This window comes from Caldimonas caldifontis (assembly GCF_002930615.1).
Taxonomy (GTDB): Bacteria; Pseudomonadota; Gammaproteobacteria; order Burkholderiales; family Burkholderiaceae_C; genus Caldimonas; species Caldimonas caldifontis.
In genome coordinates, this window is sequence record NZ_PSNX01000005.1 from 89,588 (window position 1) to 114,696 (window position 25,109).

At 68.3% G+C, this 25,109-nt stretch carries 23 protein-coding genes and 1 riboswitch; of the genes, 14 read left to right on the top strand and 9 right to left on the bottom strand.

The annotated features are described in order from the left end of the window. The first annotated feature begins 64 nt into the window (after positions 1–64). The 6 genes from C1704_RS07490 (at position 65) to C1704_RS07515 (ending at position 6,061) form a co-directional block, all read left to right on the top strand. Positions 65–1,144 carry an ABC transporter ATP-binding protein gene (locus tag C1704_RS07490; RefSeq protein ID WP_104302113.1) on the top strand — a complete coding sequence of 360 codons (1,080 nt, stop codon included), beginning with the start codon at positions 65–67 and terminating at the stop codon, positions 1,142–1,144. Further along, a complete protein-coding gene (locus C1704_RS07495) occupies positions 1,144–2,229 on the top strand; it encodes an ABC transporter ATP-binding protein (RefSeq protein ID WP_104302114.1) in 1,086 nt (361 codons plus the stop codon). Before C1704_RS07490 ends, C1704_RS07495 begins: the two co-directional genes overlap by 1 nt. After that, entirely contained in the window at positions 2,226–3,116 is an 891-nt protein-coding gene (locus tag C1704_RS07500; RefSeq protein ID WP_104302115.1) for a carbohydrate ABC transporter permease, read from the top strand. The genes C1704_RS07495 and C1704_RS07500 overlap by 4 nt, the downstream gene beginning before the upstream one ends. Continuing rightward, positions 3,113–3,928, top strand: coding sequence for a carbohydrate ABC transporter permease (locus C1704_RS07505; RefSeq protein ID WP_104302116.1), 816 nt, complete (start codon positions 3,113–3,115; stop codon positions 3,926–3,928). The genes C1704_RS07500 and C1704_RS07505 overlap by 4 nt, the downstream gene beginning before the upstream one ends. A gap of 1 nt (position 3,929) precedes the next feature. Next, positions 3,930–4,238: a DUF2160 domain-containing protein gene (locus C1704_RS07510; protein ID WP_104302117.1), complete on the top strand. Its 309-nt coding sequence runs from the start codon at positions 3,930–3,932 to the stop codon at positions 4,236–4,238. 89 nt (positions 4,239–4,327) lie between these two features. Continuing rightward, positions 4,328–6,061 (top strand): ABC transporter substrate-binding protein, encoded by a 1,734-nt coding sequence (locus C1704_RS07515; protein WP_104302118.1) that lies wholly within the window; start codon positions 4,328–4,330, stop codon positions 6,059–6,061. Positions 6,062–6,129: 68 nt separating this feature from the next. Here the strand turns inward: C1704_RS07515 and glcF are convergent, their stop codons facing one another. Genes glcF through C1704_RS07530 form a run of 3 tightly spaced genes read right to left on the bottom strand, consistent with a single transcriptional unit; the run spans position 6,130 to position 10,008 of the window. Beyond that, on the bottom strand, positions 6,130–7,377 hold the full coding sequence (gene glcF, locus C1704_RS07520) for a glycolate oxidase subunit GlcF (protein WP_104302119.1): 1,248 nt from the start codon (positions 7,375–7,377) through the stop codon (positions 6,130–6,132). A 17-nt stretch (positions 7,378–7,394) separates the two neighbouring features. Then, positions 7,395–8,483 (bottom strand): glycolate oxidase subunit GlcE, encoded by a 1,089-nt coding sequence (glcE, locus tag C1704_RS07525; protein ID WP_104302120.1) that lies wholly within the window; start codon positions 8,481–8,483, stop codon positions 7,395–7,397. 10 nt (positions 8,484–8,493) lie between these two features. Then, the gene (locus C1704_RS07530) at positions 8,494–10,008 is read right to left on the bottom strand and encodes an FAD-linked oxidase C-terminal domain-containing protein (RefSeq protein WP_104302121.1); all 1,515 of its coding nucleotides are present in this window, start codon (positions 10,006–10,008) and stop codon (positions 8,494–8,496) included. 138 nt (positions 10,009–10,146) lie between these two features. Between C1704_RS07530 and C1704_RS07535 the strand changes: the two genes are divergently transcribed. Continuing rightward, positions 10,147–10,812: a hypothetical protein gene (locus tag C1704_RS07535; RefSeq protein ID WP_146076051.1), complete on the top strand. Its 666-nt coding sequence runs from the start codon at positions 10,147–10,149 to the stop codon at positions 10,810–10,812. 1 nt (position 10,813) lies between these two features. Here the strand turns inward: C1704_RS07535 and C1704_RS07540 are convergent, their stop codons facing one another. Continuing rightward, positions 10,814–11,572 (bottom strand): PhaM family polyhydroxyalkanoate granule multifunctional regulatory protein, encoded by a 759-nt coding sequence (locus C1704_RS07540; RefSeq protein ID WP_104302123.1) that lies wholly within the window; start codon positions 11,570–11,572, stop codon positions 10,814–10,816. Between the two features lie 145 nt (positions 11,573–11,717). Here C1704_RS07540 and C1704_RS07545 point away from each other — a divergent pair, with 145 nt between their 5' ends. After that, positions 11,718–12,608, top strand: a complete 891-nt coding sequence (locus C1704_RS07545) for a pirin family protein (protein ID WP_104302124.1) — start codon at positions 11,718–11,720, stop codon at positions 12,606–12,608. On the opposite strand, the gene C1704_RS07550 is transcribed toward C1704_RS07545, so the two are convergent. Continuing rightward, positions 12,599–13,561, bottom strand: a complete 963-nt coding sequence (locus tag C1704_RS07550) for a fumarylacetoacetate hydrolase family protein (protein ID WP_104302125.1) — start codon at positions 13,559–13,561, stop codon at positions 12,599–12,601. The two genes, C1704_RS07545 and C1704_RS07550, sit on opposite strands and share 10 nt — an antisense overlap. A 98-nt stretch (positions 13,562–13,659) precedes the next feature. On the opposite strand from C1704_RS07550, the gene C1704_RS07555 reads away from it, so the two are divergent. The 3 genes from C1704_RS07555 (at position 13,660) to C1704_RS07565 (ending at position 17,190) form a co-directional block, all read left to right on the top strand. Then, the gene (locus C1704_RS07555) at positions 13,660–14,352 is read left to right on the top strand and encodes a DUF3108 domain-containing protein (RefSeq protein ID WP_211286894.1); all 693 of its coding nucleotides are present in this window, start codon (positions 13,660–13,662) and stop codon (positions 14,350–14,352) included. A 138-nt stretch (positions 14,353–14,490) separates the two neighbouring features. Continuing rightward, positions 14,491–14,775, top strand: coding sequence for a BTH_I0359 family protein (locus C1704_RS07560; RefSeq protein ID WP_104302127.1), 285 nt, complete (start codon positions 14,491–14,493; stop codon positions 14,773–14,775). A 108-nt stretch (positions 14,776–14,883) separates the two neighbouring features. Beyond that, on the top strand, positions 14,884–17,190 hold the full coding sequence (locus tag C1704_RS07565) for an ATP-binding protein (RefSeq protein WP_104302128.1): 2,307 nt from the start codon (positions 14,884–14,886) through the stop codon (positions 17,188–17,190). 11 nt (positions 17,191–17,201) lie between these two features. Here C1704_RS07565 and C1704_RS07570 read toward each other — a convergent pair whose 3' ends face one another. Beyond that, the gene (locus tag C1704_RS07570; RefSeq protein ID WP_104302129.1) at positions 17,202–17,594 is read right to left on the bottom strand and encodes a rhodanese-like domain-containing protein; all 393 of its coding nucleotides are present in this window, start codon (positions 17,592–17,594) and stop codon (positions 17,202–17,204) included. Between the two features lie 75 nt (positions 17,595–17,669). Between C1704_RS07570 and C1704_RS07575 the strand changes: the two genes are divergently transcribed. Continuing rightward, on the top strand, positions 17,670–18,725 hold the full coding sequence (locus C1704_RS07575; RefSeq protein ID WP_104302130.1) for a homocysteine S-methyltransferase family protein: 1,056 nt from the start codon (positions 17,670–17,672) through the stop codon (positions 18,723–18,725). A 30-nt stretch (positions 18,726–18,755) separates the two neighbouring features. Here the strand turns inward: C1704_RS07575 and C1704_RS07580 are convergent, their stop codons facing one another. Together C1704_RS07580 and C1704_RS07585 are read right to left on the bottom strand one after the other, a co-directional pair. After that, positions 18,756–19,361 (bottom strand): OmpA family protein, encoded by a 606-nt coding sequence (locus tag C1704_RS07580; protein ID WP_104302131.1) that lies wholly within the window; start codon positions 19,359–19,361, stop codon positions 18,756–18,758. A 77-nt stretch (positions 19,362–19,438) separates the two neighbouring features. Continuing rightward, a complete protein-coding gene (locus C1704_RS07585) occupies positions 19,439–20,110 on the bottom strand; it encodes a YiaD family glycine zipper/OmpA-like lipoprotein (protein ID WP_104302132.1) in 672 nt (223 codons plus the stop codon). 165 nt (positions 20,111–20,275) lie between these two features. Then, positions 20,276–20,350, top strand: a riboswitch (S-adenosyl-L-homocysteine riboswitch). A gap of 35 nt (positions 20,351–20,385) precedes the next feature. Between C1704_RS07585 and metH the strand changes: the two genes are divergently transcribed. Continuing rightward, complete coding sequence (metH, locus tag C1704_RS07590; RefSeq protein ID WP_104302133.1) at positions 20,386–23,118, top strand: methionine synthase; 2,733 nt, start codon at positions 20,386–20,388, stop codon at positions 23,116–23,118. Between the two features lie 6 nt (positions 23,119–23,124). Here the strand turns inward: metH and C1704_RS17755 are convergent, their stop codons facing one another. Then, positions 23,125–23,748, bottom strand: a complete 624-nt coding sequence (locus tag C1704_RS17755) for a TetR family transcriptional regulator (RefSeq protein WP_146076052.1) — start codon at positions 23,746–23,748, stop codon at positions 23,125–23,127. Positions 23,749–23,918: 170 nt separating this feature from the next. On the opposite strand from C1704_RS17755, the gene C1704_RS07600 reads away from it, so the two are divergent. Then, entirely contained in the window at positions 23,919–25,106 is a 1,188-nt protein-coding gene (locus C1704_RS07600) for an efflux RND transporter periplasmic adaptor subunit (protein ID WP_104302135.1), read from the top strand. Positions 25,107–25,109 lie beyond the last annotated feature (3 nt).

Genomic DNA, 25,109 nt, shown 5'->3' on the forward strand with positions numbered 1-25,109 from the left:
GGGCGAGCAGCCGCCCGCCAGCGCTGCAACACAAGAAGACCCAGAGAACATCGATGGAGACGACATGCAGTTGATGCTTGAAGGCATCGAAAAGCAGGTGGGGGGACAGACCCACCTCTACCCCCTGGACCTGACCCTGGTGCCTGGGGCGGTGACCGTGCTGCTGGGCGCCACCCAGGCCGGCAAGACCTCGCTGATGCGCCTGATGGCCGGGCTCGACGTCCCCACGCGCGGGCGCGTGAGGGTGGACGGGGCCGACGTGACGGGCGTGGGCGTGCGCCAGCGCAACGTGGCGATGGTCTACCAGCAGTTCATCAACTACCCGTCGATGACGGTGCGCGACAACATCGCTTCGCCGCTGAAGCTGCGGGGCGAAAAGGACATCGAGTCGCGCGTGCAGGCGCTGGCGGCCAAGCTGCACATCGAGCCCTTCCTGCAGCGATTGCCGGCCGAACTCTCGGGCGGCCAGCAGCAGCGCGTGGCCCTGGCTCGTGCACTGGCCAAGCAGGCGCCCTTGATGCTGCTCGATGAACCCCTGGTGAACCTCGACTACAAACTGCGCGAAGAGTTGCGCGAGGAACTCACCCAGCTGTTTGCCACCGGCGACTCGACGGTGGTGTATGCCACCACCGAACCCACCGAGGCCCTGCTGCTGGGCGGCTACACGGCCGTGATGGATGCGGGCGAGCTGTTGCAGTACGGGCCGACGGCCGAGGTCTTCCATCGCCCGCAGTCGATCCGCGTGGCCCGCGCCTTCAGCGACCCGCCGATGAACCTGCTGCCGGGCGAGGCCGCCACCCTGGGTGTTCAGCTCCCAGGCAACGTCCAGGTGGCCGTGCCGCTGCCGTCGAACGGTTCGCGCAGCGTGACCCTGGGCGTGCGCGCCAGCGCCCTGCGCGTGCAGCGCCGCGAGGGCGACGTGGCCCTGCCCGGCACGGTGGAACTGGCCGAGATTTCGGGGAGCGACACCTTCGTGCACGTCGACACGCCCGTGGGCGAGGTGGTGGCCCAGCTCACCGGCGTGCACTACTTCGACCTGGGCGCGCCGATCACGCTCTACCTGCACCCTTCACAGGTCTACGTCTTCAACGAGGCGGGTGCCCTGCTCGTGGCGCCCGAACGCCTGACCCGGAGGGATGCCTGATGGCCCGCATCGATCTCGACCTGGCCCACGCCTACAAGCCCCACCCGACGCAGGACAGCGACTACGCCCTGCTGCCGCTGAAGATGAGCTTCCGCGACGGCGGCGCCTATGCCTTGCTGGGCCCTTCGGGCTGCGGCAAGACGACCATGCTCAACATCATCTCGGGACTGGTCACGCCCTCGCAGGGCACGGTGACCTTCGACGGACGGGATGTCACCCGCATGAGCCCGCAGGAGCGCAACATCGCCCAGGTGTTCCAGTTCCCGGTCATCTACGACACCATGACCGTGGCCGAGAACCTGGCCTTCCCGCTGCGCAACCGCAAGGTGCCGGCCGAGCGCATCAGGCAGCGCGTGGGCGCCATCGCCGAGATGCTGGAGATGAGCGGCCAGCTCAACCAGCGCGCGGCCGGCCTGAGTGCGGACGCCAAGCAGAAGATCTCGCTGGGCCGCGGCCTGGTGCGCGAAGACGTGTCGGCCGTGCTCTTCGACGAGCCGCTCACGGTGATCGACCCGCACCTGAAGTGGCAGCTGCGGCGCAAGCTCAAGCAGATCCACCACGAGCTCAAGCTCACGCTGATCTACGTCACCCACGATCAGGTCGAAGCACTCACCTTCGCTGACGAAGTGGTGGTGATGACGCGCGGCCGCGCGGTGCAGGTGGGCACGGCCGACCAGCTCTTCGAGCGCCCGCAACACACCTTCGTGGGTCATTTCATCGGCTCGCCGGGCATGAACTTTTTGCAAGCCCGCTACGACGATGGACAGCTGGTGGTCGGGGACTGCCGACTGGCGGCTCCCCACGACAAGGCCGAGGCCCTGCGTCGGGCCGGCGAGTTCGTCCTGGGCGTGCGCCCGGAATACGTGGAGCCCGCCCCCGAGGGCCACCCCGAGGCCGCGGCGGTGCGCATCGAGCAGGTGCAAGACATCGGCACCTACTGGATGCTCACGAGCCGGGTGGGCCAGGCTGTCCTGAAGGCGCGTCTGAGCCCTGAAGCCCGGGTGCCTGCTGCCGGGGAGACGATGTGGCTGCGCCTGGTGGGTCCGCACACCTGCTACTACAAGAACGAGGAGCTGCTGGCATGAACGACGAGCTCAAGCCGGTGAACCAGAAGGCGTGGCTGCTGGTCTTGCCGGTCTTCATCTGCGTGGCCTTCTCGGCCATCCTGCCTCTGATGACCGTGGTGAACTACTCGGTGCAGGACATCATCTCGCCCGAGCGTCGCGTCTTCGTGGGCACTGAGTGGTTCGCGATGGTGATGCGCGACGAGGAACTGCACGGTGCGCTGCTGCGCCAGCTCGGCTTCTCGCTGGCCGTGCTGGCGGTGGAGATTCCGCTGGGCATCCTGCTGGCGCTGTCCATGCCGGCTCAGGGCTGGAAGGCTTCGGCCGTGCTGGTCATCGTCGCGCTGTCGCTGCTCATCCCCTGGAACGTGGTGGGCACGATCTGGCAGATCTACGGCCGCACCGACATCGGCCTGCTGGGCGCCGCTTTGCAGTGGATGGGCTTTGACTACAACTACACGGGCGACGCCACCGATGCCTGGCTGACCGTGCTGGTGATGGACGTGTGGCACTGGACGCCACTGGTGGCGCTGCTGTGCTACGCCGGCCTGCGCAGCATCCCGGACGCCTACTACCAGGCCGCGCGCATCGACGGGGCGAGCAAGTTCGCCGTCTTCCGCTACATCCAGCTCCCCAAGCTGCGTGGTGTGCTGATGATCGCTGTGCTGCTGCGTTTCATGGACAGCTTCATGATCTACACCGAGCCCTTCGTGCTCACCGGCGGCGGCCCGGGCAACGCCACCACCTTCCTGTCGCAGTACCTCACCCAGAAGGCCGTGGGCCAGTTCGACCTCGGCCCGGCGGCGGCCTTCTCGCTGATCTACTTCCTCATCATCCTGCTGCTGTGCTTCATCCTCTACAACTGGATGCAGCGCGTGGGCACCACGCCGAAGGAGGGCGGGCAATGAACCCGACCGGACGCTTCCAGAAGCGCACGCTCTTCCTGATCGCCTACCTGGTCTTTGCCATCCTGCCCATCTACTGGATGGTCAACATGAGCTTCAAGACCAACAACGAGATCCTGTCGAGCTTCACCTTCTGGCCGCAGGATTTCACCTGGGACAACTACCGCACGATCTTCACCGATCCGTCGTGGTATTCGGGCTACATCAACAGCCTCATCTACGTGGCGATCAACACGGTGATCTCGGTCACCGTGGCGTTGCCGGCGGCCTATGCCTTCTCGCGCTACCGCTTCCTCGGCGACAAGCACGTCTTTTTCTGGCTGTTGACCAACCGGATGACGCCGCCGGCAGTGTTTCTGCTGCCCTTCTTTCAGCTCTACACGACGCTGGGCCTGATGGACACCCACTGGGCGGTGGCGCTGGCACACCTGGTGTTCAACGTGCCGTTGGCCGTGTGGATCCTGGAGGGTTTCATGAGCGGGGTGCCGCGCGAGATCGACGAGACGGCGTACATCGACGGCTACAGCTTCCCGCGCTTTTTCCTCACCATCTTCCTGCCGCTCATCAAGGCGGGCGTGGGCGTGGCCGCCTTCTTCTGTTTCATGTTCAGCTGGGTGGAACTGCTGCTGGCGCGCACGCTGACCAGCGTGAACGCCAAACCCATCGTGGCGACGATGACGCGCACCGTCAGCGCCTCGGGCATGGACTGGGCCGTACTGGCCGCTGCCGGGGTGCTCACCATCGTGCCCGGTGCCATCGTGATCTGGTTCGTGCGGCACTACATCGCCAAGGGCTTCGCGATGGGGAGGGTCTGAGATGTTTGACTGGATGGTCTGGACCACCCCGGTGGCCGTGTTCTTCATCTGCATCGTGCTGATGCTGGTGGGCATGACGATCTGGGAGATCAAGTCGCCCACGGTCATGCGCAAGGGCTTCCTGCCGATCCCCACCACACGCGGTGACCGGCTGTTCATCGGCCTGCTGTGCGCGGCCTATGTGAACCTCGCCTGGGTGGGGCTGGGGGAGAGCTTCGTCGAATGGTTCTCGCTCGAGGATCCTCCCTCCGTGTGGATCAGCTTCGTGCTCTCGATGGGCCTGCTTGGGCTGATCATGCGCAAGGGCTGAGACGACACCTGATTCAACGGATCCGGCCCGCCTCGCCCCCCGGGCCGGAACCCAGACGAACGAGGGGCGCGCTCATGAGGAGACCCGTGATGAAAGTGCAATTGAAGGCGATCGCATTCGCCGCGGTGGCCTTGGCGATCGGCCAGGCCGCCTGGGCCGGCGAGCCGGAGGCCAAACGCTGGATCGACACCGAGTTCCAGCCGTCCACGCTGACCAAGGATCAGCAGATGGCTGAGATGAAGTGGTTCATCGAAGCGGCCAAGAAGCTGCAGGCCAAGGGGGTGAAGGAGATCTCGGTGGTGTCCGAGACGATCACCACCCATGAATACGAATCCAAGACGCTCGCCAAGGCCTTCGAGGAGATCACCGGTATCAAGGTCAAGCACGATCTCATCCAGGAAGGGGACGTCGTCGAGAAGCTCCAGACCTCGATGCAGTCGGGCAAGTCGATCTACGACGGCTGGATCTCCGACTCCGACCTGATCGGCACGCATTGGCGCTACGGCCAGATCATGAACCTGACCGACTACATGGCCGGTGCGGGTAAGGAATGGACCAACCCGGGTCTGGACCTCAAGGACTTCATTGGCCTGAGTTTCACCACCGCCCCGGACGGCAAGGTCTATCAGCTGCCCGACCAGCAGTTCGCCAACCTGTACTGGTTCCGTGCTGATCTCTTCGAGCGCAAGGATCTGAAGGACCGCTTCAAGGCCAAATATGGCTACGACCTGGGCGTGCCGCTGAACTGGAGCGCCTACGAGGACATCGCCGAGTTCTTCACCAACGACGTGAAGACCATCGACGGCAAGCCCATCTACGGCCACATGGATTACGGCAAGAAGGATCCCTCGCTGGGCTGGCGCTTCACCGATGCCTGGCTGTCCATGGCCGGCACTGCCGACATCGGCATCCCCAACGGGAAGCCGGTGGACGAATGGGGCATCCGCACCACGCCCGATGGCTGCCACCCGGTGGGTGCCTCGGTGGCGCGCGGCGGGGCCACCAACTCGCCCGCCGCTGTCTACGCACTCACCAAGTACGTGGACTGGATGAAGAAGTACGCGCCCAAGGAAGCCACGGGCATGACCTTCAGCGAGGCCGGCCCGGTGCCGGCCCAGGGCCAGATCGCGCAGCAGATCTTCTGGTACACAGCCTTCACGGCCGACATGACCAAGCCGGGCCTGCCGGTGGTCAACGCCGACGGCACGCCGAAGTGGCGCATGGCGCCCGGCCCCAACGGCCCGTACTGGAAGCAAGGCATGCAGAACGGCTACCAGGACGTGGGTTCCTGGACCTTCTTCGCCAAGCATGACGCGAACCGCACCGCTGCTGCCTGGCTGTATGCTCAGTTCGTGACCTCCAAGACCGTGTCGCTGAAGAAGACCATCGTGGGTCTCACGCCGATCCGCGAGAGCGACATCCAGTCGAAGGCCATGACCGACCTCGCCCCCAAGCTGGGCGGCCTGGTGGAGTTCTATCGCAGCCCGGCTCGCGTGGCCTGGACGCCCACCGGCACCAACGTGCCCGACTACCCCAAGCTGGCCCAGCTGTGGTGGAAGAACGTGGCCGTGGCCGTGACGGGCGAGAAGACCCCGCAGCAGGCCATGGACAACCTGGCCGACGAGATGGACCAGGTGCTGGCCCGCCTGGAGCGGGCCGGCATGGCCCGCTGTGCGCCCAAGCTCAACAAGAAGGAGGACCCGAAGAAGTGGCTGAGCGACAAGGGCGCTCCGTGGGCCAAGCTGGCCAACGAGAAACCCAAGGGTGAGACCATCGAGTACGAGAAGCTGCTCGCCGCCTGGCGCGCCGGCCGCGTGCGCTGAGCTCCCGGGAAGGGGTCGCAAGGTCCCTTCGATTCACGGCCCTGCGGTGTCTCCCCGCAGGGCCTTTTTCATGGGTTGCCGTGCAGCGCGTCATCGATGAGCTCGACCCAATGCCGCACCGGCGTCATCGTGCCCGTCTGCAGATGCTGGATGCAGCCGATGTTGGCCGAAACGATGGCCTCGGCCTGCAGAGGCAGCAGGTGCGAGAGCTTGCGGTCGCGCAGCTGGTAGGCCAGCTCGGGCTGCAGCACCGAGTAGGTGCCGGCCGAGCCGCAGCACAGGTGGGACTCGCTGGCTGCCAGCTGCACCTCGAAGCCCAGCTCGCGCAGGACCTGCTCGACGCCGCCGCGCAGCTGCTGGCCATGCTGCAGCGTGCAAGGCGGGTGAAAAGCCAGCGTGCGCCCACCGATGGGCCGATGCAGGCGCGACTTCAAGGCCGGCACCAGCGCGGGCAGCAGCTCGCTCAGGTCGCGCGTGAGCTCGCTGATGCGCCGGGCGCGCTCGGCATAGTCGGGGTCGTGCTGGAGGGCGTGGCCGTACTCCTTCACCGTCACGCCGCAGCCCGAGGCGTTCATCACCACGGCCTCGACCTCGCCGCGGCTGACCAGCGGCCACCAGGCGTCGATGTTGCGTCGCATGTCGGCCAGCCCCCCACTGTGGTCGTTGAGGTGGGTGCGGATGGCGCCGCAGCAGCCCGCGCCGTCGGCCACCAGGGTCTGGATGCCGGCGGCGTCCAGCACGCGGGCGGTGGCGCTGTTGATGTTGGGCATCATGGCCGGCTGCACGCAGCCGGTGAGCATGAGCACCTTGCGCGCGTGCGTGCGCGTGGGCCACTGGTGGGCACGCGCACGGGTGTCGCGCGGCGGCACCTTGTGCTTCAGTGCGCCGGGCAGCAGCGGGCGCACCATCTGGCCGAGCTTCATCGCCGGGCCGAACATCTTCGACGTCAGGCCCTCGCGCAGCGCGGCGCGCACGAGCTTTTCACTGGCGGGGCGCTCGACGCGTTCTTCCACGATCTTGCGGCCGATGTCCACCAGGTGGCCGTACTGCACGCCCGACGGGCAGGTCGACTCGCAGTTGCGGCAGGTCAGGCAGCGGTCCAGGTGCATCTGCGTCTTGCGTGTGACCGGCTGGCCTTCGAGCACCTGCTTCATCAGGTAGATGCGCCCGCGCGGGCCGTCGAGCTCGTCACCGAGCAGCTGGTAGGTGGGGCAGGTGGCGGTGCAGAAGCCGCAGTGCACGCATTTGCGCAGGATGGCCTCGGCCTCCTGGCCCTCGGGGGTGTTGCGGAACTCGGGGGCGAGATGGGTTTGCATGCGCGAGGGCCGTGCGGTCAGAGGCCGCTCATCAGGCGGCCGGGGTTGAAGAGGCCTTGCGGATCGAAGGCGGCCTTGAGCGCGCGGTGGATGCGTTGCTGCACCGGCGACAGCGGCGTGAAGACAGGGCCGTCGGCCGGGCCGTGGAAGCGCGTGGCATGGCCGCCGGCCAGCCGGGCTGCTTCGCGCACGGCAGCAGCCGGCGTCGGCGTGCACCACCAGCGTTGCCCACCCCCCCATTCGATGAGCTGCTCGCCGGCAAGCTTCAGGGGTGGGGTGGTCTGCGGCACCGACACCCGCCACAGGCTGGCGCCGGTCTGCACCGCCGCGCGGGCCTTGGCGAAGAATTCGTCGCGCTGGTCGCGCAGGCCCTCCCAGAAGGGATCGGCCTGATGCGTCGGGATGATCTCGCCGCCCAGCCGCCGGCAGGCCGCCGACACCGCCGCCTGGGCGCCACGCAGGCGCAGCAGCAGGATGCCGTCCCACCACGCGCTGGCATTCAGTGGCAGCGGCTGGGCGGCCCATTCATTGAGCTGCTGAATGGCGCAGCCTTCGTCCAGCTCGAAACGCAGGGTGGCCGTGGCCGGGGCCACGGGCAGGACCTTGAGCGAGACCTCGAGGATCACGCCCAGGCTGCCCATCGAGCCGGCCAGCAGGCGCGAGACATCGTAGCCGGCCACGTTCTTCATCACCTGCCCGCCAAAGCTCAGCACCTCGGCGCGGCCGTTGAGCATCGTGGCGCCCAGCACATAGTCGCGCACAGCACCCACCGCGGCCCGGGAAGGGCCCGAGAGGCCGGCGGCCACCATGCCGCCCACGGTGCCACCGGGCGCAAAGCGTGGCGGCTCGAAGGGCAGGCACTGGCCTTTCTCGGCCAGCGCGGCTTCCAGGTCGGCCAGTGGTGTGCCGGCGCGCGCGGTGACCACGAGCTCGGTGGGCTCGTAGCTGGAGATGCCGGTCAGCGGCCGCAGGTCCAGGGGCTCGCCTTGCAAGGGTTCGCCGTAGAAGGCCTTGGTCTGTCCGCCATGGATGGCCAGCGCGCGCTGGTCGGCCATCGCGGCACGCACCTGGTCGAGCAGCCGCTCGAGGATGGGGTCGGGGGTCATGCGGGACGGGTCAGAAACGTTCCAGCTCGGGGAAGGGCAGCAGCCCCTTGCGCACGTGCATCTTGCCGTACTCGGCACAGCGGTTGAGCGTGGGCACGAGCTTGCCGGGGTTGAGGCCCTCGGCCGGGTCGAAGGCGCGCTTGAGTGCGCGCATCTGCTCCAGCTCTTCGGGCGCAAACTGCACGCACATCGAGCTGAGCTTCTCGACGCCCACGCCGTGCTCGCCCGTCACCGTGCCACCCAGGGCCACGCTGGTTTCCAGGATGTCGGCGCCGAAGAGCTCGCAGCGATGCAGCTGGTCGGGGTCGTTGGCATCGAAGAGGATGAGCGGGTGCAGGTTGCCGTCACCGGCATGGAAGACATTGGCGCAGCGCAGGCCGTACTTCTTTTCCATCTCCTGAATCGCCAGCAGGATGTCGGCCAGGCGCTTGCGCGGGATGGTGGAATCCATGCACATGTAGTCGGGGCTGATGCGTCCGCTGGCGGGGAAGGCATTCTTGCGCCCGCTCCAGAACTTCAGCCGCTGCGCCTCGTCCTTGCTCACTTCCACGCGCGTGGCACCCGAGGCGACGAGCACGTCCATCATGCGCGCGATCTCCTCGGCCACTTCCTCGGGCGTGCCGTCGCTCTCGCACAGCAGGATGGCCTGCGCGTTCAGGTCGTAGCCGGCGTGCACGAAGTCCTCCACGGCCGCGGTCATGGGCTTGTCCATCATCTCCAGCCCGGCGGGGATGATGCCGGCGGCGATCACGTTGGCCACCGCGTCGCCGGCCTTGCGGATGTCGTCGAAGCTGGCCATGATGCAGCGCGCCAGTTGCGGCTTGGGCACCAGTCTCACGGTCACTTCCGTCACCACGCCCAGCAGGCCCTCGCTGCCGATGAAGACGGCCAGCAGGTCCAGGCCCGGGGCATCCAGCGCCTCGCTGCCGAGTTCCAGCGGCTCGCCCTCCACGGTGTAGCCGCGCACCTTGAGCACGTTGTGCACCGTCAGGCCGTACTTCAGGCAGTGCACGCCACCGGAGTTCTCGGCCACGTTGCCGCCGATGGTGCAGGCGATCTGGCTGCTCGGGTCGGGCGCATAGTACAGCCCGAAGGGCGCAGCCGCTTCGCTGATGGCCAGGTTGCGCACGCCCGACTGCACCACGGCGGTCCGCGCGTGGGGGTCGATGCGCACGATGCGGTTGAACTTGGCCAGGCTCAGCGTCACGCCCAGGCGGTGGGGCAGGGCGCCCCCCGACAGGCCGGTGCCGGCGCCGCGGGCCACCACCGGCACCTGCAGGCGATGGCAGGTACGCAGCACGGCGGCCACCTGATCCTCGGTTTCCGGCAGGGCCACGGCCAGGGGCTGCTCGCGGTAGGCGGTCAGTCCGTCACATTCGTAAGGCGTGGTGTCTTCCCGGTGCCAGAGCAGGGCGTGGGCGGGCAGCACCTCGGAGAGCGCCGCCACCACCTCGGCCTGGCGGCGGGAGCGGTCGGGAGCATCAGCCGCTTCGGCCAGGGCCTGGGCGGGCAGCGGAGCGTTCATCGGGGGTCTCCTCGTTTGCCGCCACTGTAACGTCCCCGGGCCGGGCATGGGCCGGATCGCCGCCTGCGCAGGCATCATTTCGGTTTTGCGCCGGACGCAAGAATGCAAGGCTTTGCGCGGCGTCAGACAATGCTGTCCATGAACAGAACGGCTCTCTCCCTGTCCACCCGCGCGGTCGCCGCCCCCCTGGTGGCGCTGGCCTTCCTGGTGCTTGCCCATGTGATCTGGCTGGCCCTGCCTGCGCAGGCCACGATGGCGCTGATGAGCGAGCACGGGCCGGTCGAAGGCCTGAACGTGGCCCTTTACGTTGCCGTGGCCGCCCTGGTGGTGCTGTGGCGGCGGCCGGAAGACGACTGGCGGCTGTGGACCTCGCTGGCCATCGTCATGCTGGCGTTCGCGGCGCGCGAGATGGATTGGCACAAGGCCTTCACCGGCACGAGTGTGCTCAAGTTCAGTTTCTTCCTGCGCGATGGCCAGCCGCTGCATCGCGTGGTGGCCGCGGCGGTGCTCTTGCCGGTGGCCCTGGCCAGCGCCTATCTCGTCCTGCGGCAGGGGCCGGTCCTGCTGGGCGGTCTGCGACGGCTCGATCCGGTGGCCGTCACGGTGGTGGTGTTCGCCCTCACCCTGGTGGTGGGCAAGGTCGCCGACCGGGCCCCCGCCATCCTGGCCGAGGAGCACGGCATCGTGCTGAGTGCGAACGTGCGGGCCTGGCAGACCTCGATGGAGGAAGTGATGGAACTCGCCCTGGCCTTCCTGGTGGCCCTGGGGGCCTGGCAGCACCGTCAGCGCGATCCGATGCCTTGAATCAGCCCGGGCGCGCCTTGGCCGCGCGTCGCGTCCGGGCCCCCGGCGCGGCTTTCTCCTTCCTCTTGGGTGTTGCGGCCTGCACGGCCACCTGGCCAGCGGCCTTGCCGGCCCGGGCGGCCAGCCCCGCGGCCCCGGCGGCCCCGGCCTTGACCTGGCCCGCCGCCTTGCCGGCCGTGGCCATGCCCTTGCGCAGGGTTTCCTCAGCGGCGGTGAACGACTGCCTGACCAGGCTGCCGGCCAGGTTGCGGGCCGATTCGCTGGCGGCATCCTTCATGGCCGTGGCGGCCAGGCTGGTGAACTGCCGCGACAGCGCCCCCCACCACTGCATGGGATCGACCGGCGGAACCGTCCCCTCGGGGGCTTTGGATGCGGCCTTGGCGGCCGGGCGCCGACGGGAGCGCGGCTTGTCGGCCGCGGGCGCCACAGGGGGGCTCGCTTCGGCTGGCGCGGCCGGCATGCGCAGGGTCAGCGACTCGCGCAGTGCCTCCACTGGCACGTTCATCGTCTTGAGCGTGGACAGCGTCATGCGCTGCACTTCCAGGGCCTGGATGGTGGCGCCCAGCATGCGGGCGTTCTGCTCCAGCCAGAACTGCACGGTGCGCAGTTCCTCGATGCGCTTCTCGAGTTCCTCGGGGTTGAGGGTGGGCGCCACCCACTGGCCGAAGTTCGGCAGCGCCGAGCCCGCGTTCTTCACCAGGCCTTGCAGGAAGTCAAAGCCGGGCACCAGTTTGCCGATGCCTTGCAGGGGGTCGCTCATCGAGGGCACTCCGTGGTCGGGACGTTGCCGGGCATTGTGCGCCCGGGCGGGCGGCCCGGCCAAGTGCGGCCGACCCCAAGAACCCGCAGGCTGGAAGCAAGCCGGCGTCTGTGGCAGGCTTGCGGGGTCACCCCAAGGAAAACGCATGGCCTCCATCCGACTGGCTTCCCACACCAAGGACCTGGGCGACGGCTTCATGGTCCGGCGGCTGCTGCCGGCCCTGGCGGCGCGCGCCGTCGGCCCCTTCGTCTTCTTCGACCACATGGGTCCCACCGAGTTTGCGCCGGGACTGGGCCTGGACGTGCGGCCCCACCCGCACATCGGCCTGGCCACGGTCACCTATCTCTTCGAGGGGGCCATCACCCATCGCGACAGCCTGGGCACGGTGCGCGACATCCGCCCCGGCGACGTGAACTGGATGGTGGCCGGCCGCGGCATCGTGCACTCGGAACGCTCGCCCCAGGCGGAGCGCGCCGCCGGACACCGCCTGCACGGCATCCAGACCTGGCTGGCCCTGCCCCTGGCCGATGAGGACACCCTGCCCGACTTCGTGCACGTGCCGGCCGAAAGCCTGCCCGAGATCCGTGCCACCGGGGTGCACCTGCGCGTGATCGCCGGGGATGCCTTCGGCCAGACCTCCCCGGTGCCGGTGTGCACCCGCACGCTCTATGTGGCGGGTGAGATCGACACGGCCGCGCACATGGAAGTGCCGCTCGAGCACGAGGAGAGGGCGGTGTACGTGGTGTCGGGCTCGCTCACGGCCGACGGGGAGCCGCTGAACCCGGGCGACATGCTGGTGCTGCCGCCGCGCCCGGTACGGCTGCGTGCGCTCGAGGCGACACGCTTCATGCTGGTGGGTGGTGATGCGCTCGACCTGGGCCCGGAAAACACCGCCGATCACCCGCGCCACATGCGCTGGAATTTCGTGTCCTCGCGCCAGGAACGCATCGAGGAGGCCGTGCAGGCCTGGTCACGTCAGGACGCGGCGGCCTTCCCGCCGGTGCCGGGCGAGACCGAGTTCATCCCTTACCCCTGAGCGAGCACCTCGGCATCGATCGCGCCCATCAGGGGCGCGCCGTCGTCGGCCTGCAGCTCGATGTGGACACGGTCGCCACCCAACAGCCAGGCGCTGCGGGGCTCGCCGTGGGCGCGGCTTTCCTGGGCGCGCTTTTCGGCCAGGCAGGCCATGCCGTCGCCGGCGCTCAGCCCCAGGGGGCCGCTGTGCACCACGGTACCTGCCGGCAAGCTGCGCGTGCGGGCCGCCTGTGCCAGCCAGCGGCCCACATGCCAGCCCATCGCGGGGGCGGCATCGAAACGGCCCAGCCGCCGACCCTGGGCCTGCACGAGCAGGGGGAGGTGCACCCGCCCGCGCTGCCAGGCCTCGCCCAGCTCATCGGGCGTGAGGGCCACCGGTCCGTAGCTCGTGGCCGGGCGGGCATGCAGCAGGCCCCACGCGCGCTCACGCTCGGCCCTCAGCACCTCCGGCAGCGTCCAGGTGTTGGCCAGCGTCAGCAGGCGCACGCTCTCCAGGGCCTCGCTGGGGCTGCAGCCGGCGCTCAGGTCACCGGTCATCACGGCCAGCCCCGCCCCCAGATCCAGGGCCTCGCCTGCCAGCGGCGGCACCAGCGGGTCGGTGGGGCCGAGGTTCGCGCCGGCAACCGTTGTCACGATCGGGCCCTCGGCCTTGGGCGGCACGGGCAGGCCCAGGCGTTCCAGGTGCCCCGGGCTGGCCCAGGCATCGTAGGCCTGCACCGGACGGGGTAGCGGGGCCATGCACATCGCCGGATCGAAGGGGAAGGCGTGACGCGCGCGGCCCTGGTTGAGCGTCACGTACAGATCCTGCAACTGCGGTGACAGGAAGTTCCAGTCATCCAGCACCTGCTGCAATCGGGTCGCGATGCTGGTCGCATAATGGGCCGTCGTGAGGTCGCGCGAGACCACGACGAGCTGTCCATCGCGCGAACCGTCCTTGTACGTGGCAAGTTTCATGATTCCTGTCTGTATCGCAACCGCTTGGCATTGTAGGCAGCGGGCATGGGCCCGCCTCCCGTATGCTGAATGAACCGACGGGGTGGCGTCGGCGCGCCTTGTTGGGAGCGGCCCTGGCCGCGCCTTGGTGGGTGCGGGCCGAAGGGAGCGCTGCATCCTCGACGTGGCCCAAGGCCGTCACGCTCGACTACCACATGCGCCGCGGATTGCTCTCGGGCACGGGCCGGCTGGCCTGGCAGCCCCAGGGAGAGCGCTATGTGCTGCGCCTGGAAGCCCGCTTGCCGCTGCTGGGCGTCTTGCTCACCCAGACCAGCGTCGGCCGCCTGGGCCCGCAGGGCCTGATGCCCGAGCGGTTCACCGACGAGCGTCTGCGCCGCCCGGTGCGCACGGCCGATTTCCAGCGTCCCGACGGTCCCATCCGGTTTACCGGGCGCAGCGAGACGGCCCCTCTGCAGCCCGGCATGCAGGATCGCCTGAGCTGGATGCTCCAACTGGCCTGGCGGGTCCAGACGGAGGCCCGTCTGCGCGAGCCGGGGCGGGAACTGGAGATGCCGGTGGTGGGGGCCCGGGGAGACGTCGACCTGTGGTCCTTCCGGCTCCAGGGGGAGCAGACGCTGAGCCTGGCAGGGGGGCGCACTGCGAAGACCCTGCGCTATGAGAGGCTGGCCCGGGATCCGGGCGACCACCGCGCCGAAGTCTGGCTGGATCCGGTCCTGCAGCACCTCCCGGCGCGTGCTCGCCTGAGCGACGGCAAGGACGACCCGCTGGATCTGGTCCTCGTGGCACCTTGAACGCCTTGCCCTCAAGCCGGCAGTGGCTATGCCGAAACATGGCAAAGGGGTCGAGCTTGAAACTTGCCAGCCCATCCCCATGTCTCACCCAAGGACAACCCCATCGTCCTGGTGGGGGGTCCACGCAAGGAGTGCCAGATGCAAATGCTCTACAACTCGGACAACTTCGCTGTCGTGGCCTTCGAGGTGCCCGCCCGCGAGGCGGCGCCCGTGGCCGCCGAGGCGGAGGGAGCACTCACACGCGGGGGCTATGAGATCGTGGACAAATTCTCCCGCAAGGAAATCTACCTGGAAGGCGCGATGGCCGAAAGCTTCAAGGCCGGCGTCGAGGCCCTGATCCAGACTTCGCCCAGCGTCGAAGAGATCGACGCCTACATCGAACGCTTCGCCTCGTTGATGCACCAGCCCTTGGTGCTGCACTGACGTCCCCGCCCGCCCTGGGGAGGGCGGGCTTCCCATGCTGCGCGGCCTGCGCTATCGTGACCGCACGGCCGCCCCAGGCGGTGCCGCCCTGGCAACAAGGAGGTGCCCATGGTTCGACGCTTGGCAGATGCACGTGCATGGCCTTCCCCGGGCCTGCGGGATGCGCCCGTGCTCGATCGCATGTGCTCGCATTTCGTGCTCACGCTGACCTTGCGTCATCCGGGGCGGTTCAATGTGCGGCGCGACTGGAATTCCATGCTCTCGCTCACCGGCCGCCACCTCGTGTGGCCCGGTCCTGTGCTGCAGCGGGTGCGTGATTACCTCGGGCGCCGTTGCCTGGGCAACGCGCTGTGGCGGGGCCACGAAAGGCTCGACGACGAGACCTTCCTCGCCCGCCATGGCGCCTGGCGCGGCCCCTACGAAGAAGGCACGCTGTTCTTCTATCTCGACGAATACATCAAGGATGCCCCCAAGGACCTGATGTCCGTGCTGGGGGCCACGCGCGACTGGCTGGAGCGCGACCTGCAGCGTGAATCCACCCTGGTGCAGCAGAACATCGAGGCCCTGGGCGGGCTGCTTCAACTCAACCCGGCCGAGCGCGCGCTGCTGCTGTATGGCACCCTGGCGCGCTATCAGCGCGAGTTGCGGGGCCTGCTGGTGGAGTTCAAGGTGGCCAACGCCCACGAGGCCTATGCCCTGCTGGCCGAAGTGGCCCAGGTCGATGAACGCGAGGTGGCCGAGGCCTTGCGCGCAGGTTCGCGCCTGGAGCGCATCGGCATGGTCGAGAACCTCATCTCCGAGCACAACATCACCGACCTGGCCGACCTGATGAAGGTGTCCGAACAGCTGCCGCCGGTGCTGATGCGCGAGTACCGCGACCCCAACGACCTGATGGCCGTCTTCACGCGGCCGGCAGCGGCCAGCGGCCTGGCGATCGATGACTTCCACTACGTGGCCGATGACGCCCGCGTGATGGTGGCTTTGCTGCGCAATGCCGTGGCACGCCGCGAGGCCGGCGTCAACATCCTCGTCTACGGGCCGCCGGGCACCGGCAAGACCGAGCTGGCCAAGGTGGTGGCCCGGTCGGCCGGGCTGGAGCTCTATGAGGTGGAGTACGCCGATCGCGATGGCAACTCCCTCTCGGGGCGTGACCGCTACCGCTCGCTGCAGATCAGTCAGGTCTTCCTCAAGGGCAGCCCCAATGTGGCCCTGCTCTTCGACGAAGTCGAGGATGTCTTCCCGCCGCTGTCCACCGACACGGCGCAGTGGATGGCCCGGCTCGACGCCGGCGACGGCCCCCCCAACGGCTCGGTCAGCGGCAAGGCCTGGGTCAACCAGGTGCTCGAAAGCAACCCCGTGCCGGTGATCTGGGTCACCAACCGCATCGAGCAGATCGACCCGGCTTTCCGTCGCCGATTCCAGTACCACCTCGAGCTGCGCTCACCCCCGCCCGGCGCCCGCGAAGGCCTGGTGCGCAAGGCGCTGGCGGATGCACCGGTGGGCGAGGACTTCGTGGCCCGCCTGGCCGCACGCAAGGGCCTGACGCCCGCGCAGATCCGCACCGCGGTGCGCTTTGCACATCTGGCGCGCGAGGGCGAGGACGACGCGCGCCTGGAGCCGCTGATCGAACGCCAGCTCGCCAATGCCGACCGGGCTTTGGGCATGGGGGGCCGCGAGCGTGGCGCGCGCGTGAGCGTCACCCACTATGACCTGGGCTTGCTGAACACCGAGTCACGCTTCCCGGTGCCGCGCATCGTCGAGGCGCTGCGCCGCCGCCAGGTGGGCACGCTGTGCTTCCATGGTCCGCCCGGCAGCGGCAAGACGGCGCTGGCCGAGCACATCGCCGCCGAGCTGCAGCAACCCCTGCTGGTGCGCCAGGCCTCCGACCTGGTGAGCAAGTACGTCGGCGAGACCGAGCAGAACATGGCGCGCATGTTCGACGAGGCCCAGGCCGAGGGTGCGGTGCTGCTGCTCGACGAGGCCGACAGCTTCCTGCGCAGCCGCCGCATGGCCGAACGTCACTACGAGGTCAGCGAGGTGAACGAGATGCTCCAGGGCATGGAGCGCTTCGCCGGCATCTTCATCTGCACGACCAACCTCTTCGAGGACCTCGACGAGGCCGCCCTGCGCCGCTTCACCTTCAAGATCCGCTTCCATGCGCTCACGCCGGCCCAGCGCGAACGCATGTTTGCCACCGAGGCCCTGGGCGACCCGCAGGCCAGCCTGGGTCCCGAGCAGCGCGAACGCCTGGCGCGGCTCGACCAGCTCACGCCGGGGGACTTCGCCGCCGTGTGCCGGCAGGTGGACATCCTGGGTACGGCCTTCTCGCCCGACGAGTTCCTGGCCCAGCTGGAGGCCGAACATCGCACGAAACCGGACGTGCGTACGCGGCGCAACATCGGCTTCATGCACTGAGCCTCCCGGCCCTACATCTGCTCCCAGGGCAGCCCGTCGTGGCGCCAGCCGTTGAGCCGGCCGCGGTGGAAGTGTTCGTCGATGTCGCCTTCGAAGCCATGCAGCACATGCGCGACCTGGGTGAAGCCGGCCGCCTCCAGGGCCAGCCCGGCCTCGACGGTGCGCTTGCCCGAGCGGCACAGCAGCACCACCGGGCGCTGTGGGCTGCCCGCCTCGCGCAGCACCTGCTGGACGAAGCGGGCCTCGTCAACGACCATGTCGGGGTATTCGTACCAGGGGATGTGCACGACGCCCGGGGGGTGACCCACGTAGAGATACTCGATCTCCATGCGCACATCCACGAAAAGTGCGTCGGGATGCGCCTGCAGGTAGTCCCAGGCCTGGCGGGGGGTGAATTCTTTCATCGCGGTGTTCCTGTGCGCATTGTTGCGCAGCCCGGCACCGGGTGAGCCCTTGACGCTCTGCCTACAATCGGCGTCATGGACACCCGACCCTACACCCGAGCCGCCGCCTTGCCGGCCCTGATGCGCGAGCGCATCGTCATCCTCGATGGGGCCATGGGAACCATGATCCAGCGCTACAAGCTGGGCGAAGCCGACTATCGCGGCACGCGTTTCACCGATCACCCCAAGGACCTCAAGGGCAACAACGAGCTGCTGCAGTTCACGCGGCCCGACGTGATCTCCGAAATCCATGAGGCCTACCTGGCGGCGGGCGCCGACATCCTCGAGACCAACACCTTCGGGGCCACCTCGGTGGCCCAGGAGGACTACGGACTGGCTCCCCTGGCGCGCGAGATGAACGTCGCAGCGGCCCGCCTGGCGCGCGCGGCCTGCGACAAGTACAGCACGCCGGACAAGCCGCGCTTCGTGGCCGGCGCCTTCGGCCCCACCCCCCGCACGGCCAGCATCAGCCCGGACGTGAACGACCCGGGCGCGCGCAACGTCGATTTCGACACCCTGCGCGCGGCCTACTACGAGCAGGCCGAGGGGTTGCTTGAAGGGGGAGTCGACATTTTCCTGGTCGAGACCATCTTCGACACCCTCAACGCCAAAGCGGCCATCTTTGCCATCGACGAACTCTTCGAAGCCACTGGCGAGCGATTGCCCGTGATCATCTCGGGCACCGTCACCGACGCGTCCGGGCGCATCCTCTCGGGGCAGACGGTCAGCGCCTTCTGGCATTCGGTGCGTCACGCCCAGCCCATCGCCGTGGGCCTGAACTGCGCGCTGGGTGCGGCATTGATGCGCCCCTACCTGGAAGAACTGGCCAAGGCCGCCGGCGACACCTTCATCTCCTGCTACCCCAATGCGGGCTTGCCCAACCCGATGAGCGAGACCGGCTTCGACGAGACACCGGAGGTCACCGGGGGGCTGATGGAAGAGTTTGCCCGCGCAGGGCTGCTCAACATCGCCGGCGGCTGCTGTGGCACCACGCCGGAACACATTGCGGCCATTGCCCAGCGTGTGGGCCGTTACCAGCCGCGTTGCCAGGCCCAGGGCCTGTTCAGCGGCCTGGTGCCCCAGGCCGCCTGAGGGCGCGCGGAGCCTCAGAGGCCGGCGCCCTCAGGGCGCCGGGGCGCTGATCAGCAGATCCACCCGACGGTTCAGTGCCCGGCCCTCGGGCGTGGCATTGTCGGCCACCGGTTCGGCTTTGCCGCGGCCTTCGGCACGCAGCCGCTCGAAGGCGATGCCCCGCGCAATGAGGTAGTCGCGCGTCGATTCGGCCCGTTCCTTCGACAGGCGGTTGTTCAGCGCATCCGACCCCCGGCTGTCGGTGTGGCCGACGATCTGCACCCGGGTGTCGGGCGCCTCGGTCAGGGCGGAGGCCACCAGATCCAGCGTCTGGCGAAAGCCTGCCGTGACGGCGGTGCGGCCGCTTTCAAAGGCGCTGTCGCCCGTGGCACGTACCAGCAGCCGGTTGTCTTCGGTGCGCTGCACGGTCACCTGACCGGCACGTGCCACGCCGAGCAGGCGCTGGGCCAGGGCCTCCATGCCGGCGGTCCAGGCATGGCCGTCGATCACCGACACGGCCGGCGCGGGAGGCGGGGCCGGGGCGGTCGAGGTGCTGGGCGCCGGCTCAGAAGGCGCTGGGGGCGGGGCGGTCTCGCAGCCGGCTGCGAGCGCAGCACTCAGCGCCAGCGCCCATCGCAGCAGGGATGCCTCGGGCATGGGGTCTCCTCCGGGTGAGATGATGTCTGGACGGCAAAACGGCCCCGGGCCGGGAAGGGCGCGCGGGGCCGGACAGGTCAACGGGCCTGGGCGGATTGCTCACGCTCGGCGACGTAGATTTCGACGCGGCGGTTCTTCGAGCGCCCGTCCACGGTGTCGTTGCTGGCCACCGGCTCGCGGCTGCCGCGGCCGTCGATGGCGATGCGCGAAACCGCCACCCCACGCGCCACCAGGTAGTCGCGCGTGCTGGCGGCGCGCTCGATGGACAGCGGGTTGTTCACGGCATCGCTGCCCGTGGAATCGGTGTGGCCGATGATGCGGATCTCGGTGGCGGGATGCTCACGCATGCTCTGCGCGAACTTGTCGAGCACGGCACCGAGCTGCGGCCGCACGGCCGAGCGACCCACGTCGAAACCGGCGTCGGACGGGATCTGCACGCGGATCTGGTTGTCCGGGGTGCGCTCCACGCCGATGCCGGTGCCGGCGCTGGCCTGCTCCATCTTGGCCCGCTGCTCTTCCATGCGCTTGGACCAGATGTAGCCGCCCAGGGCCCCCACGGCCGCGCCGGCTGCGGCGCCGGTGGCGGCGCTGCGGCCCTTGTTGCCGCCTGCGGTGGCCACACCGATCACCGCGCCCGCGGCGGCACCGATGCCCGCCCCCTTGGCGGTGTTGGATTGCGTCTCACTCATGTTGGCGCAGCCTGCAGCCGCCAGGGCCAGGGCGCACACAGCCACGACATTGCGTTTCATGGACATTCCTTACGACAAAAAGAGGGAGGAAAGATTCAAGATTCGAGCCCAGCCGCGGCATTCACGCAAGTGCTCGCGGTAGAAAAATGTAACAAGCTGACGCTGCCGGGCTGCCGAGGGGGAGGAACTGCCGGAGTTTGGAGCCCATCGCTTAGAATCCAGTTCCTCCAAGGAGCGTTGCAGCACCGGCCGCCGGCCGGTGTCAGGCTTGGATTTCTTTTGCAACGACGCTCACCCGCGCCACGGGTGAGCCGTGGCCCATTTCCGGACTGGCCATGACCTCGATCCCTGCTCCCGCTGCCCCTGTGGCCCCGATGCGACTCTCGGGCCTGGAACCCGTGCTGATCGGCGAGGGCTCGCTTTTCGTCAACATCGGCGAGCGCACCAACGTCACCGGCTCCAAGGCCTTTGCGCGCATGATCCTCAACGGCCAGTTCGAGGAGGCCCTCGCGGTGGCGCGCCAGCAGGTGGAGAACGGCGCCCAGATCATCGACATCAACATGGACGAGGCCATGCTCGACAGCAAGGCCGCGATGGTGCGCTTTCTCCATCTCGTCGCCTCAGAGCCCGAGATCGCGCGCGTGCCCATCATGATCGACTCCTCGAAGTGGGAGGTGATCGAAGCCGGGCTGAAGTGCATCCAGGGCAAAGGCCTCGTGAACTCGATCTCGCTCAAGGAGGGCGAGGCCGAGTTCAAACGCCAGGCGCGGCTGATCCGGCGATATGGCGCAGCCACCGTGGTGATGGCTTTCGACGAGCAGGGGCAAGCGGACACCTTTGCGCGCAAGATCGAGATCTGCGAGCGGGCCTACCGCATCCTGGTCACGGAGGTGGGCTTCCCGCCCGAGGACATCATCTTCGACCCCAACATCTTCGCGATCGCCACGGGCATCGAGGAGCACAACAACTATGCGGTGGACTTCATCGAGGCCACCCGCTGGATCAAGCAGCATCTGCCCGGCGCCAAGGTGTCGGGGGGTGTGTCCAATGTGAGCTTCTCCTTCCGGGGCAACGAGCCGGTGCGCGAAGCCATCCACACCGTGTTCCTCTACCACGCCATCCAGGCGGGCATGGACATGGGCATCGTCAACGCCGGCATGATCGGGGTGTATGACGAGCTCGACCCCGAACTGCGCGAGCGGGTCGAGGATGTGGTGCTCAACCGCCGCGCGGACGCGACCGAACGTCTGCTCGAGATTGCCGAGGCGGTGAAGGGGTCGGCCAAGGACGACAGCGCCCGGCTGGCCTGGCGCGCGCTGCCCGTGGAAGAGCGCCTGTCGCATGCCCTGGTGCATGGCATCACCGATTTCATCGTCGAAGACACCGAGGAGATGTGGCAGAAGATCCGTGCCGATGGGGGCCGGCCGCTGCACGTGATCGAAGGCCCGCTGATGGCCGGCATGAACATCGTGGGTGACCTCTTCGGCGCGGGCAAGATGTTCCTGCCCCAGGTGGTGAAGAGCGCGCGCGTGATGAAGCAGGCCGTGGCCCACCTCGTGCCCTACATCGAAGAGGAGAAACGCCAGCTCGAAGCCGCTGGCGGCGATGTCAAACCCAAGGGCAAGATCGTCATTGCCACGGTGAAGGGCGATGTGCACGACATCGGCAAGAACATCGTCACCGTCGTGCTCCAGTGCAACAACTTCGAGGTCGTCAACATGGGGGTGATGGTGCCCTGCCAGGACATCCTCGCCCGCGCCAAGGTCGAAGGTGCCGACATCGTCGGCCTGTCGGGCCTGATCACGCCCAGCCTCGAAGAGATGCAGTACGTCGCCGCCGAGATGCAGCGCGACGAGCATTTCCGCATGAAGAAGATCCCGCTGCTCATCGGTGGTGCCACCACCAGTCGCGTGCACACGGCCGTGAAGATCGCGCCGCACTATGACGGCCCGGTGGTCTATGTGCCTGATGCCTCGCGCAGCGTGGGCGTGTGCTCGGACCTGCTCTCTGACGAGCGTGCAGCGAAGTACCTGGAAGAGCTGCGCGCCGACTATGAAAAAGTCCGTCAGCAGCATGCCAACAAGAAGCAGACCCCGCTGGTGAGCCTGGCCCAGGCGCGGGCGAACAAGACGCCCATCGACTGGGCTGCCTACCAGCCCACCAAGCCGAAGTTCATCGGGCGGCGGCTCTTTCGCAACTACGACCTGGGCGAGATCGCCCAGTGCATCGACTGGGGGCCCTTCTTCCAGACCTGGGACCTGGCCGGCCCCTTCCCGGCCATCCTCACCGACGAGGTCGTCGGCGAATCGGCGCGCCGGGTCTACAGCGATGGCCAGCGCATGCTCAAGCGGCTGATCGACGGCCGCTGGCTCACGGCGCATGCGGTCGTCGGCCTGTACCCGGCGGCCCAGGTGAACGACGACGACATCGTGCTCTATGCCGACGAGGCCCGCACCCAGCCGCTCATGACCTGGTACGGCATGCGCATGCAGTCGGAGCGACCGGTGGTGGACGGCGTGCGCCGCCCGAACCGCTGTCTGGCCGATTTCGTCTCGCCGCTGAACAACGACTATGTCGGCATGTTCGCCGTGACCGCCGGGATCGGCGTGGAGAAGAAGGAACAGTACTTCCTCGATGACCACGACGACTATTCGGCCATCATGCTCAAGGCCCTGGCCGACCGCCTGGCCGAAGCCCTGGCCGAACGCATGCACCAGCGCGTGCGCACCGAACTGTGGGGCTACGCCCCCGACGAGGCGCTCTCCAACGAGGAACTGATCGCCGAAAAGTACCGCGGCATCCGCCCGGCACCTGGCTACCCGGCCTGCCCCGATCACAGTGTCAAGCGCGACATGTTCCGCGTGCTGGGCGCCGAGGACATCGGTATGGGCCTGACCGACAGCCTGGCCATGACGCCGGCCGCCAGCGTCAGCGGCTTCTACCTGGCCCATCCGCAGGCCACCTACTTCAACGTTGGCAAGATCGGCCCCGACCAACTGGATGACCTGGCCCAACGCAGCGGCCGCGATCGCGCCGAAGTCGAGCGGCTGGCCGGGGCCTGGGGCTGAGCTGGCTCAGCCGACGCGGCGCCGCCCCTGCACGTGCGCATCGATCAGGGCGCGCAGGTCGCGGCGCACGAGGTCGCCTTGTTCGTCGATCAGCGCCACGCGCAGCAGCCCGATGAGGAAATACATCGACTCCATGGCCGCGAGCTGGGGGTCGAGGCCGGCGCGCAGCTGGCCGGCGCTGGCGGCGTCGCGGTAGACGCGCAGCAATTTCTCGCGGAACTCGCGCAGCTCGGCCAGGTGCTGCTCCAGCCCATGACCCATGGGGCCGACGAACTCGCACTTGTAGTTCAGGATCTCGACGGTCTGGCGCAGCGGTGAGGCCTGCAGCACGGCGTCGGCCAGTTCGTTCATGAAGTTGCGCAGCCGCTCCAGCGGCTCGTGGTTCTTGTCCTGCAGCAGGGTGAAGTCGGTGCGGTCCATCAGCGGCAGCTCGACTTCGTCGCACATGGCCTTGAACAGCTCCTCCTTGTTGGCGAAGTGCCAGTAGATGGCGCCGCGGGTCACTCCGGCTTCCTGGGCGATGTGCTCCAGGCTGGTGGCCGAGACGCCGCGGGCATGGAAGCAGCGGCGCGCCGCCGCCAGGATCTGGCAGCGGGTCTGTTCGGCTTCTTCTTTGGTGCGTCGGACCATGTCATGCATACATTCAGGAATGTATGTATGATACCGCCTCGTTCCCCCCTACATCCCCGGGTAAGCGAGGAGTCGCACGGTTTTCCTGCGGTTTTCCTGTCTTGCCTCAAATCCCCGGACGGGAGGCCCTCATGAGGGGTGTCCCGCCCTTTTTCGTTGCGAGCCCCGATATGCGAGCTTCTTCCAAGGTGTTTCCGTCCGTCCCCGCTTCCGCGCCCTGGCGGCGCACCCTGCTGGCTGCCGTGGCCGGCGCAGGTCTGATGGTGCTGGCGGCCTGTGGCCCCGCACCCGCTTCCGGCGGCCCGGGTGCCGGCGGCGCGATGCCGGCCATGCCTGTGCAGGTGCGGGTGATGCAGGAGCAGACGCTGCCGCTGACCCTGGAAGCCGTGGGCCAGGCCGAAGGGTCCAAGCAGGTGGAGGTGCGGGCCCGCGTGTCGGGTCTGATCGAGCGCCAGCGCTACCAGGAAGGTGAGCGTGTGCGGGCCGGAGCACCGCTCTACCAGATCGAGCGTGCCCCCTTCGAGATCGCCGTCCAGCAGGCCCGTGCCCAGCTGGCGCAGCAGCAGGCCCAGCTCGAACAGGCGCGCCGCGAAGCCGACCGGCTCGGCCCGCTCGCCCAGGCCCAGGCCATCAGCCAGCGCGAGGCCGACAACGCCCAGTCGTCGCTGCGATTGGCCGAGGCGGGCGTGGCGCAGGCGCAGGCGCTGGTGCGGGAGGCCGAACTGAACCTCTCCTACACCACCGTGACGGCGCCGATCTCGGGCATCAGCGGGCGTTCGCTGAAGTCCGAAGGCGCCCTGGTCAACCCCACCACCGACAGCCTGCTGACCACGCTCACCCAGGCCGACCCGATCTGGGTGCGCTTTGCGCTGTCGGAATCGGAGCTGGCGCGCCTGCGCACGGCCGGCGGCACCCAGGTGCGTCTGCTCAGCGCCGAGGGTCAACCCCTGCTGGCGCAGGGCAAGCTGAACTTCTCGGGTTCTACCGTGGACACGGCCCTGGGCACGGTGCAGTTGCGCGCCGAGTTCGCCAATCCCGATCTGCAGGTGCTGCCGGGCCAGTTCGTCAAGGCCCAGGTGGTAGCAGGCGAGGCCCGGGCCTTCCTGGTGCCTCAGGCGGCGGTGATGCAAAACGAGCAGGGCCGCATGGTCTGGGTGATCCGCGACGGGCAGGCCCAGCCGGCTCCCATCCAGACCGGCGGCTGGTCGGGCAGCGACTGGGTGGTGACCGGAGGACTGAAGGCCGGCGACCAGGTCATCGTCGACAACCTCTTGAAACTGCGCCCCGGCGCGCCGGTGACGGCCCAGGCCGCGGCCGCCGCCACGCCGGCCGCCTCGGCGCCGGCCTCGGGCAACTGAAGG

What these genes read in the sequence shown, in the direction of transcription:
- C1704_RS07490 (WP_104302113.1), top strand. Translation starts at nt 65, where the DNA reads ATGCAGTTGATGCTTGAAGGCATCGAAAAGCAGGTGGGGGGACAGACC.
- C1704_RS07495 (WP_104302114.1), top strand. Translation starts at nt 1,144, where the DNA reads ATGGCCCGCATCGATCTCGACCTGGCCCACGCCTACAAGCCCCACCCG.
- C1704_RS07500 (WP_104302115.1), top strand. Translation starts at nt 2,226, where the DNA reads ATGAACGACGAGCTCAAGCCGGTGAACCAGAAGGCGTGGCTGCTGGTC.
- C1704_RS07505 (WP_104302116.1), top strand. Translation starts at nt 3,113, where the DNA reads ATGAACCCGACCGGACGCTTCCAGAAGCGCACGCTCTTCCTGATCGCC.
- C1704_RS07510 (WP_104302117.1), top strand. Translation starts at nt 3,930, where the DNA reads ATGTTTGACTGGATGGTCTGGACCACCCCGGTGGCCGTGTTCTTCATC.
- C1704_RS07515 (WP_104302118.1), top strand. Translation starts at nt 4,328, where the DNA reads ATGAAAGTGCAATTGAAGGCGATCGCATTCGCCGCGGTGGCCTTGGCG.
- glcF (WP_104302119.1), bottom strand. Translation starts at nt 7,377, where the DNA reads ATGCAAACCCATCTCGCCCCCGAGTTCCGCAACACCCCCGAGGGCCAG.
- glcE (WP_104302120.1), bottom strand. Translation starts at nt 8,483, where the DNA reads ATGACCCCCGACCCCATCCTCGAGCGGCTGCTCGACCAGGTGCGTGCC.
- C1704_RS07530 (WP_104302121.1), bottom strand. Translation starts at nt 10,008, where the DNA reads ATGAACGCTCCGCTGCCCGCCCAGGCCCTGGCCGAAGCGGCTGATGCT.
- C1704_RS07535 (WP_146076051.1), top strand. Translation starts at nt 10,147, where the DNA reads ATGAACAGAACGGCTCTCTCCCTGTCCACCCGCGCGGTCGCCGCCCCC.
- C1704_RS07540 (WP_104302123.1), bottom strand. Translation starts at nt 11,572, where the DNA reads ATGAGCGACCCCCTGCAAGGCATCGGCAAACTGGTGCCCGGCTTTGAC.
- C1704_RS07545 (WP_104302124.1), top strand. Translation starts at nt 11,718, where the DNA reads ATGGCCTCCATCCGACTGGCTTCCCACACCAAGGACCTGGGCGACGGC.
- C1704_RS07550 (WP_104302125.1), bottom strand. Translation starts at nt 13,561, where the DNA reads ATGAAACTTGCCACGTACAAGGACGGTTCGCGCGATGGACAGCTCGTC.
- C1704_RS07560 (WP_104302127.1), top strand. Translation starts at nt 14,491, where the DNA reads ATGCAAATGCTCTACAACTCGGACAACTTCGCTGTCGTGGCCTTCGAG.
- C1704_RS07565 (WP_104302128.1), top strand. Translation starts at nt 14,884, where the DNA reads ATGGTTCGACGCTTGGCAGATGCACGTGCATGGCCTTCCCCGGGCCTG.
- C1704_RS07570 (WP_104302129.1), bottom strand. Translation starts at nt 17,594, where the DNA reads ATGAAAGAATTCACCCCCCGCCAGGCCTGGGACTACCTGCAGGCGCAT.
- C1704_RS07575 (WP_104302130.1), top strand. Translation starts at nt 17,670, where the DNA reads ATGGACACCCGACCCTACACCCGAGCCGCCGCCTTGCCGGCCCTGATG.
- C1704_RS07580 (WP_104302131.1), bottom strand. Translation starts at nt 19,361, where the DNA reads ATGCCCGAGGCATCCCTGCTGCGATGGGCGCTGGCGCTGAGTGCTGCG.
- C1704_RS07585 (WP_104302132.1), bottom strand. Translation starts at nt 20,110, where the DNA reads ATGAAACGCAATGTCGTGGCTGTGTGCGCCCTGGCCCTGGCGGCTGCA.
- metH (WP_104302133.1), top strand. Translation starts at nt 20,386, where the DNA reads ATGACCTCGATCCCTGCTCCCGCTGCCCCTGTGGCCCCGATGCGACTC.
- C1704_RS17755 (WP_146076052.1), bottom strand. Translation starts at nt 23,748, where the DNA reads ATGGTCCGACGCACCAAAGAAGAAGCCGAACAGACCCGCTGCCAGATC.
- C1704_RS07600 (WP_104302135.1), top strand. Translation starts at nt 23,919, where the DNA reads ATGCGAGCTTCTTCCAAGGTGTTTCCGTCCGTCCCCGCTTCCGCGCCC.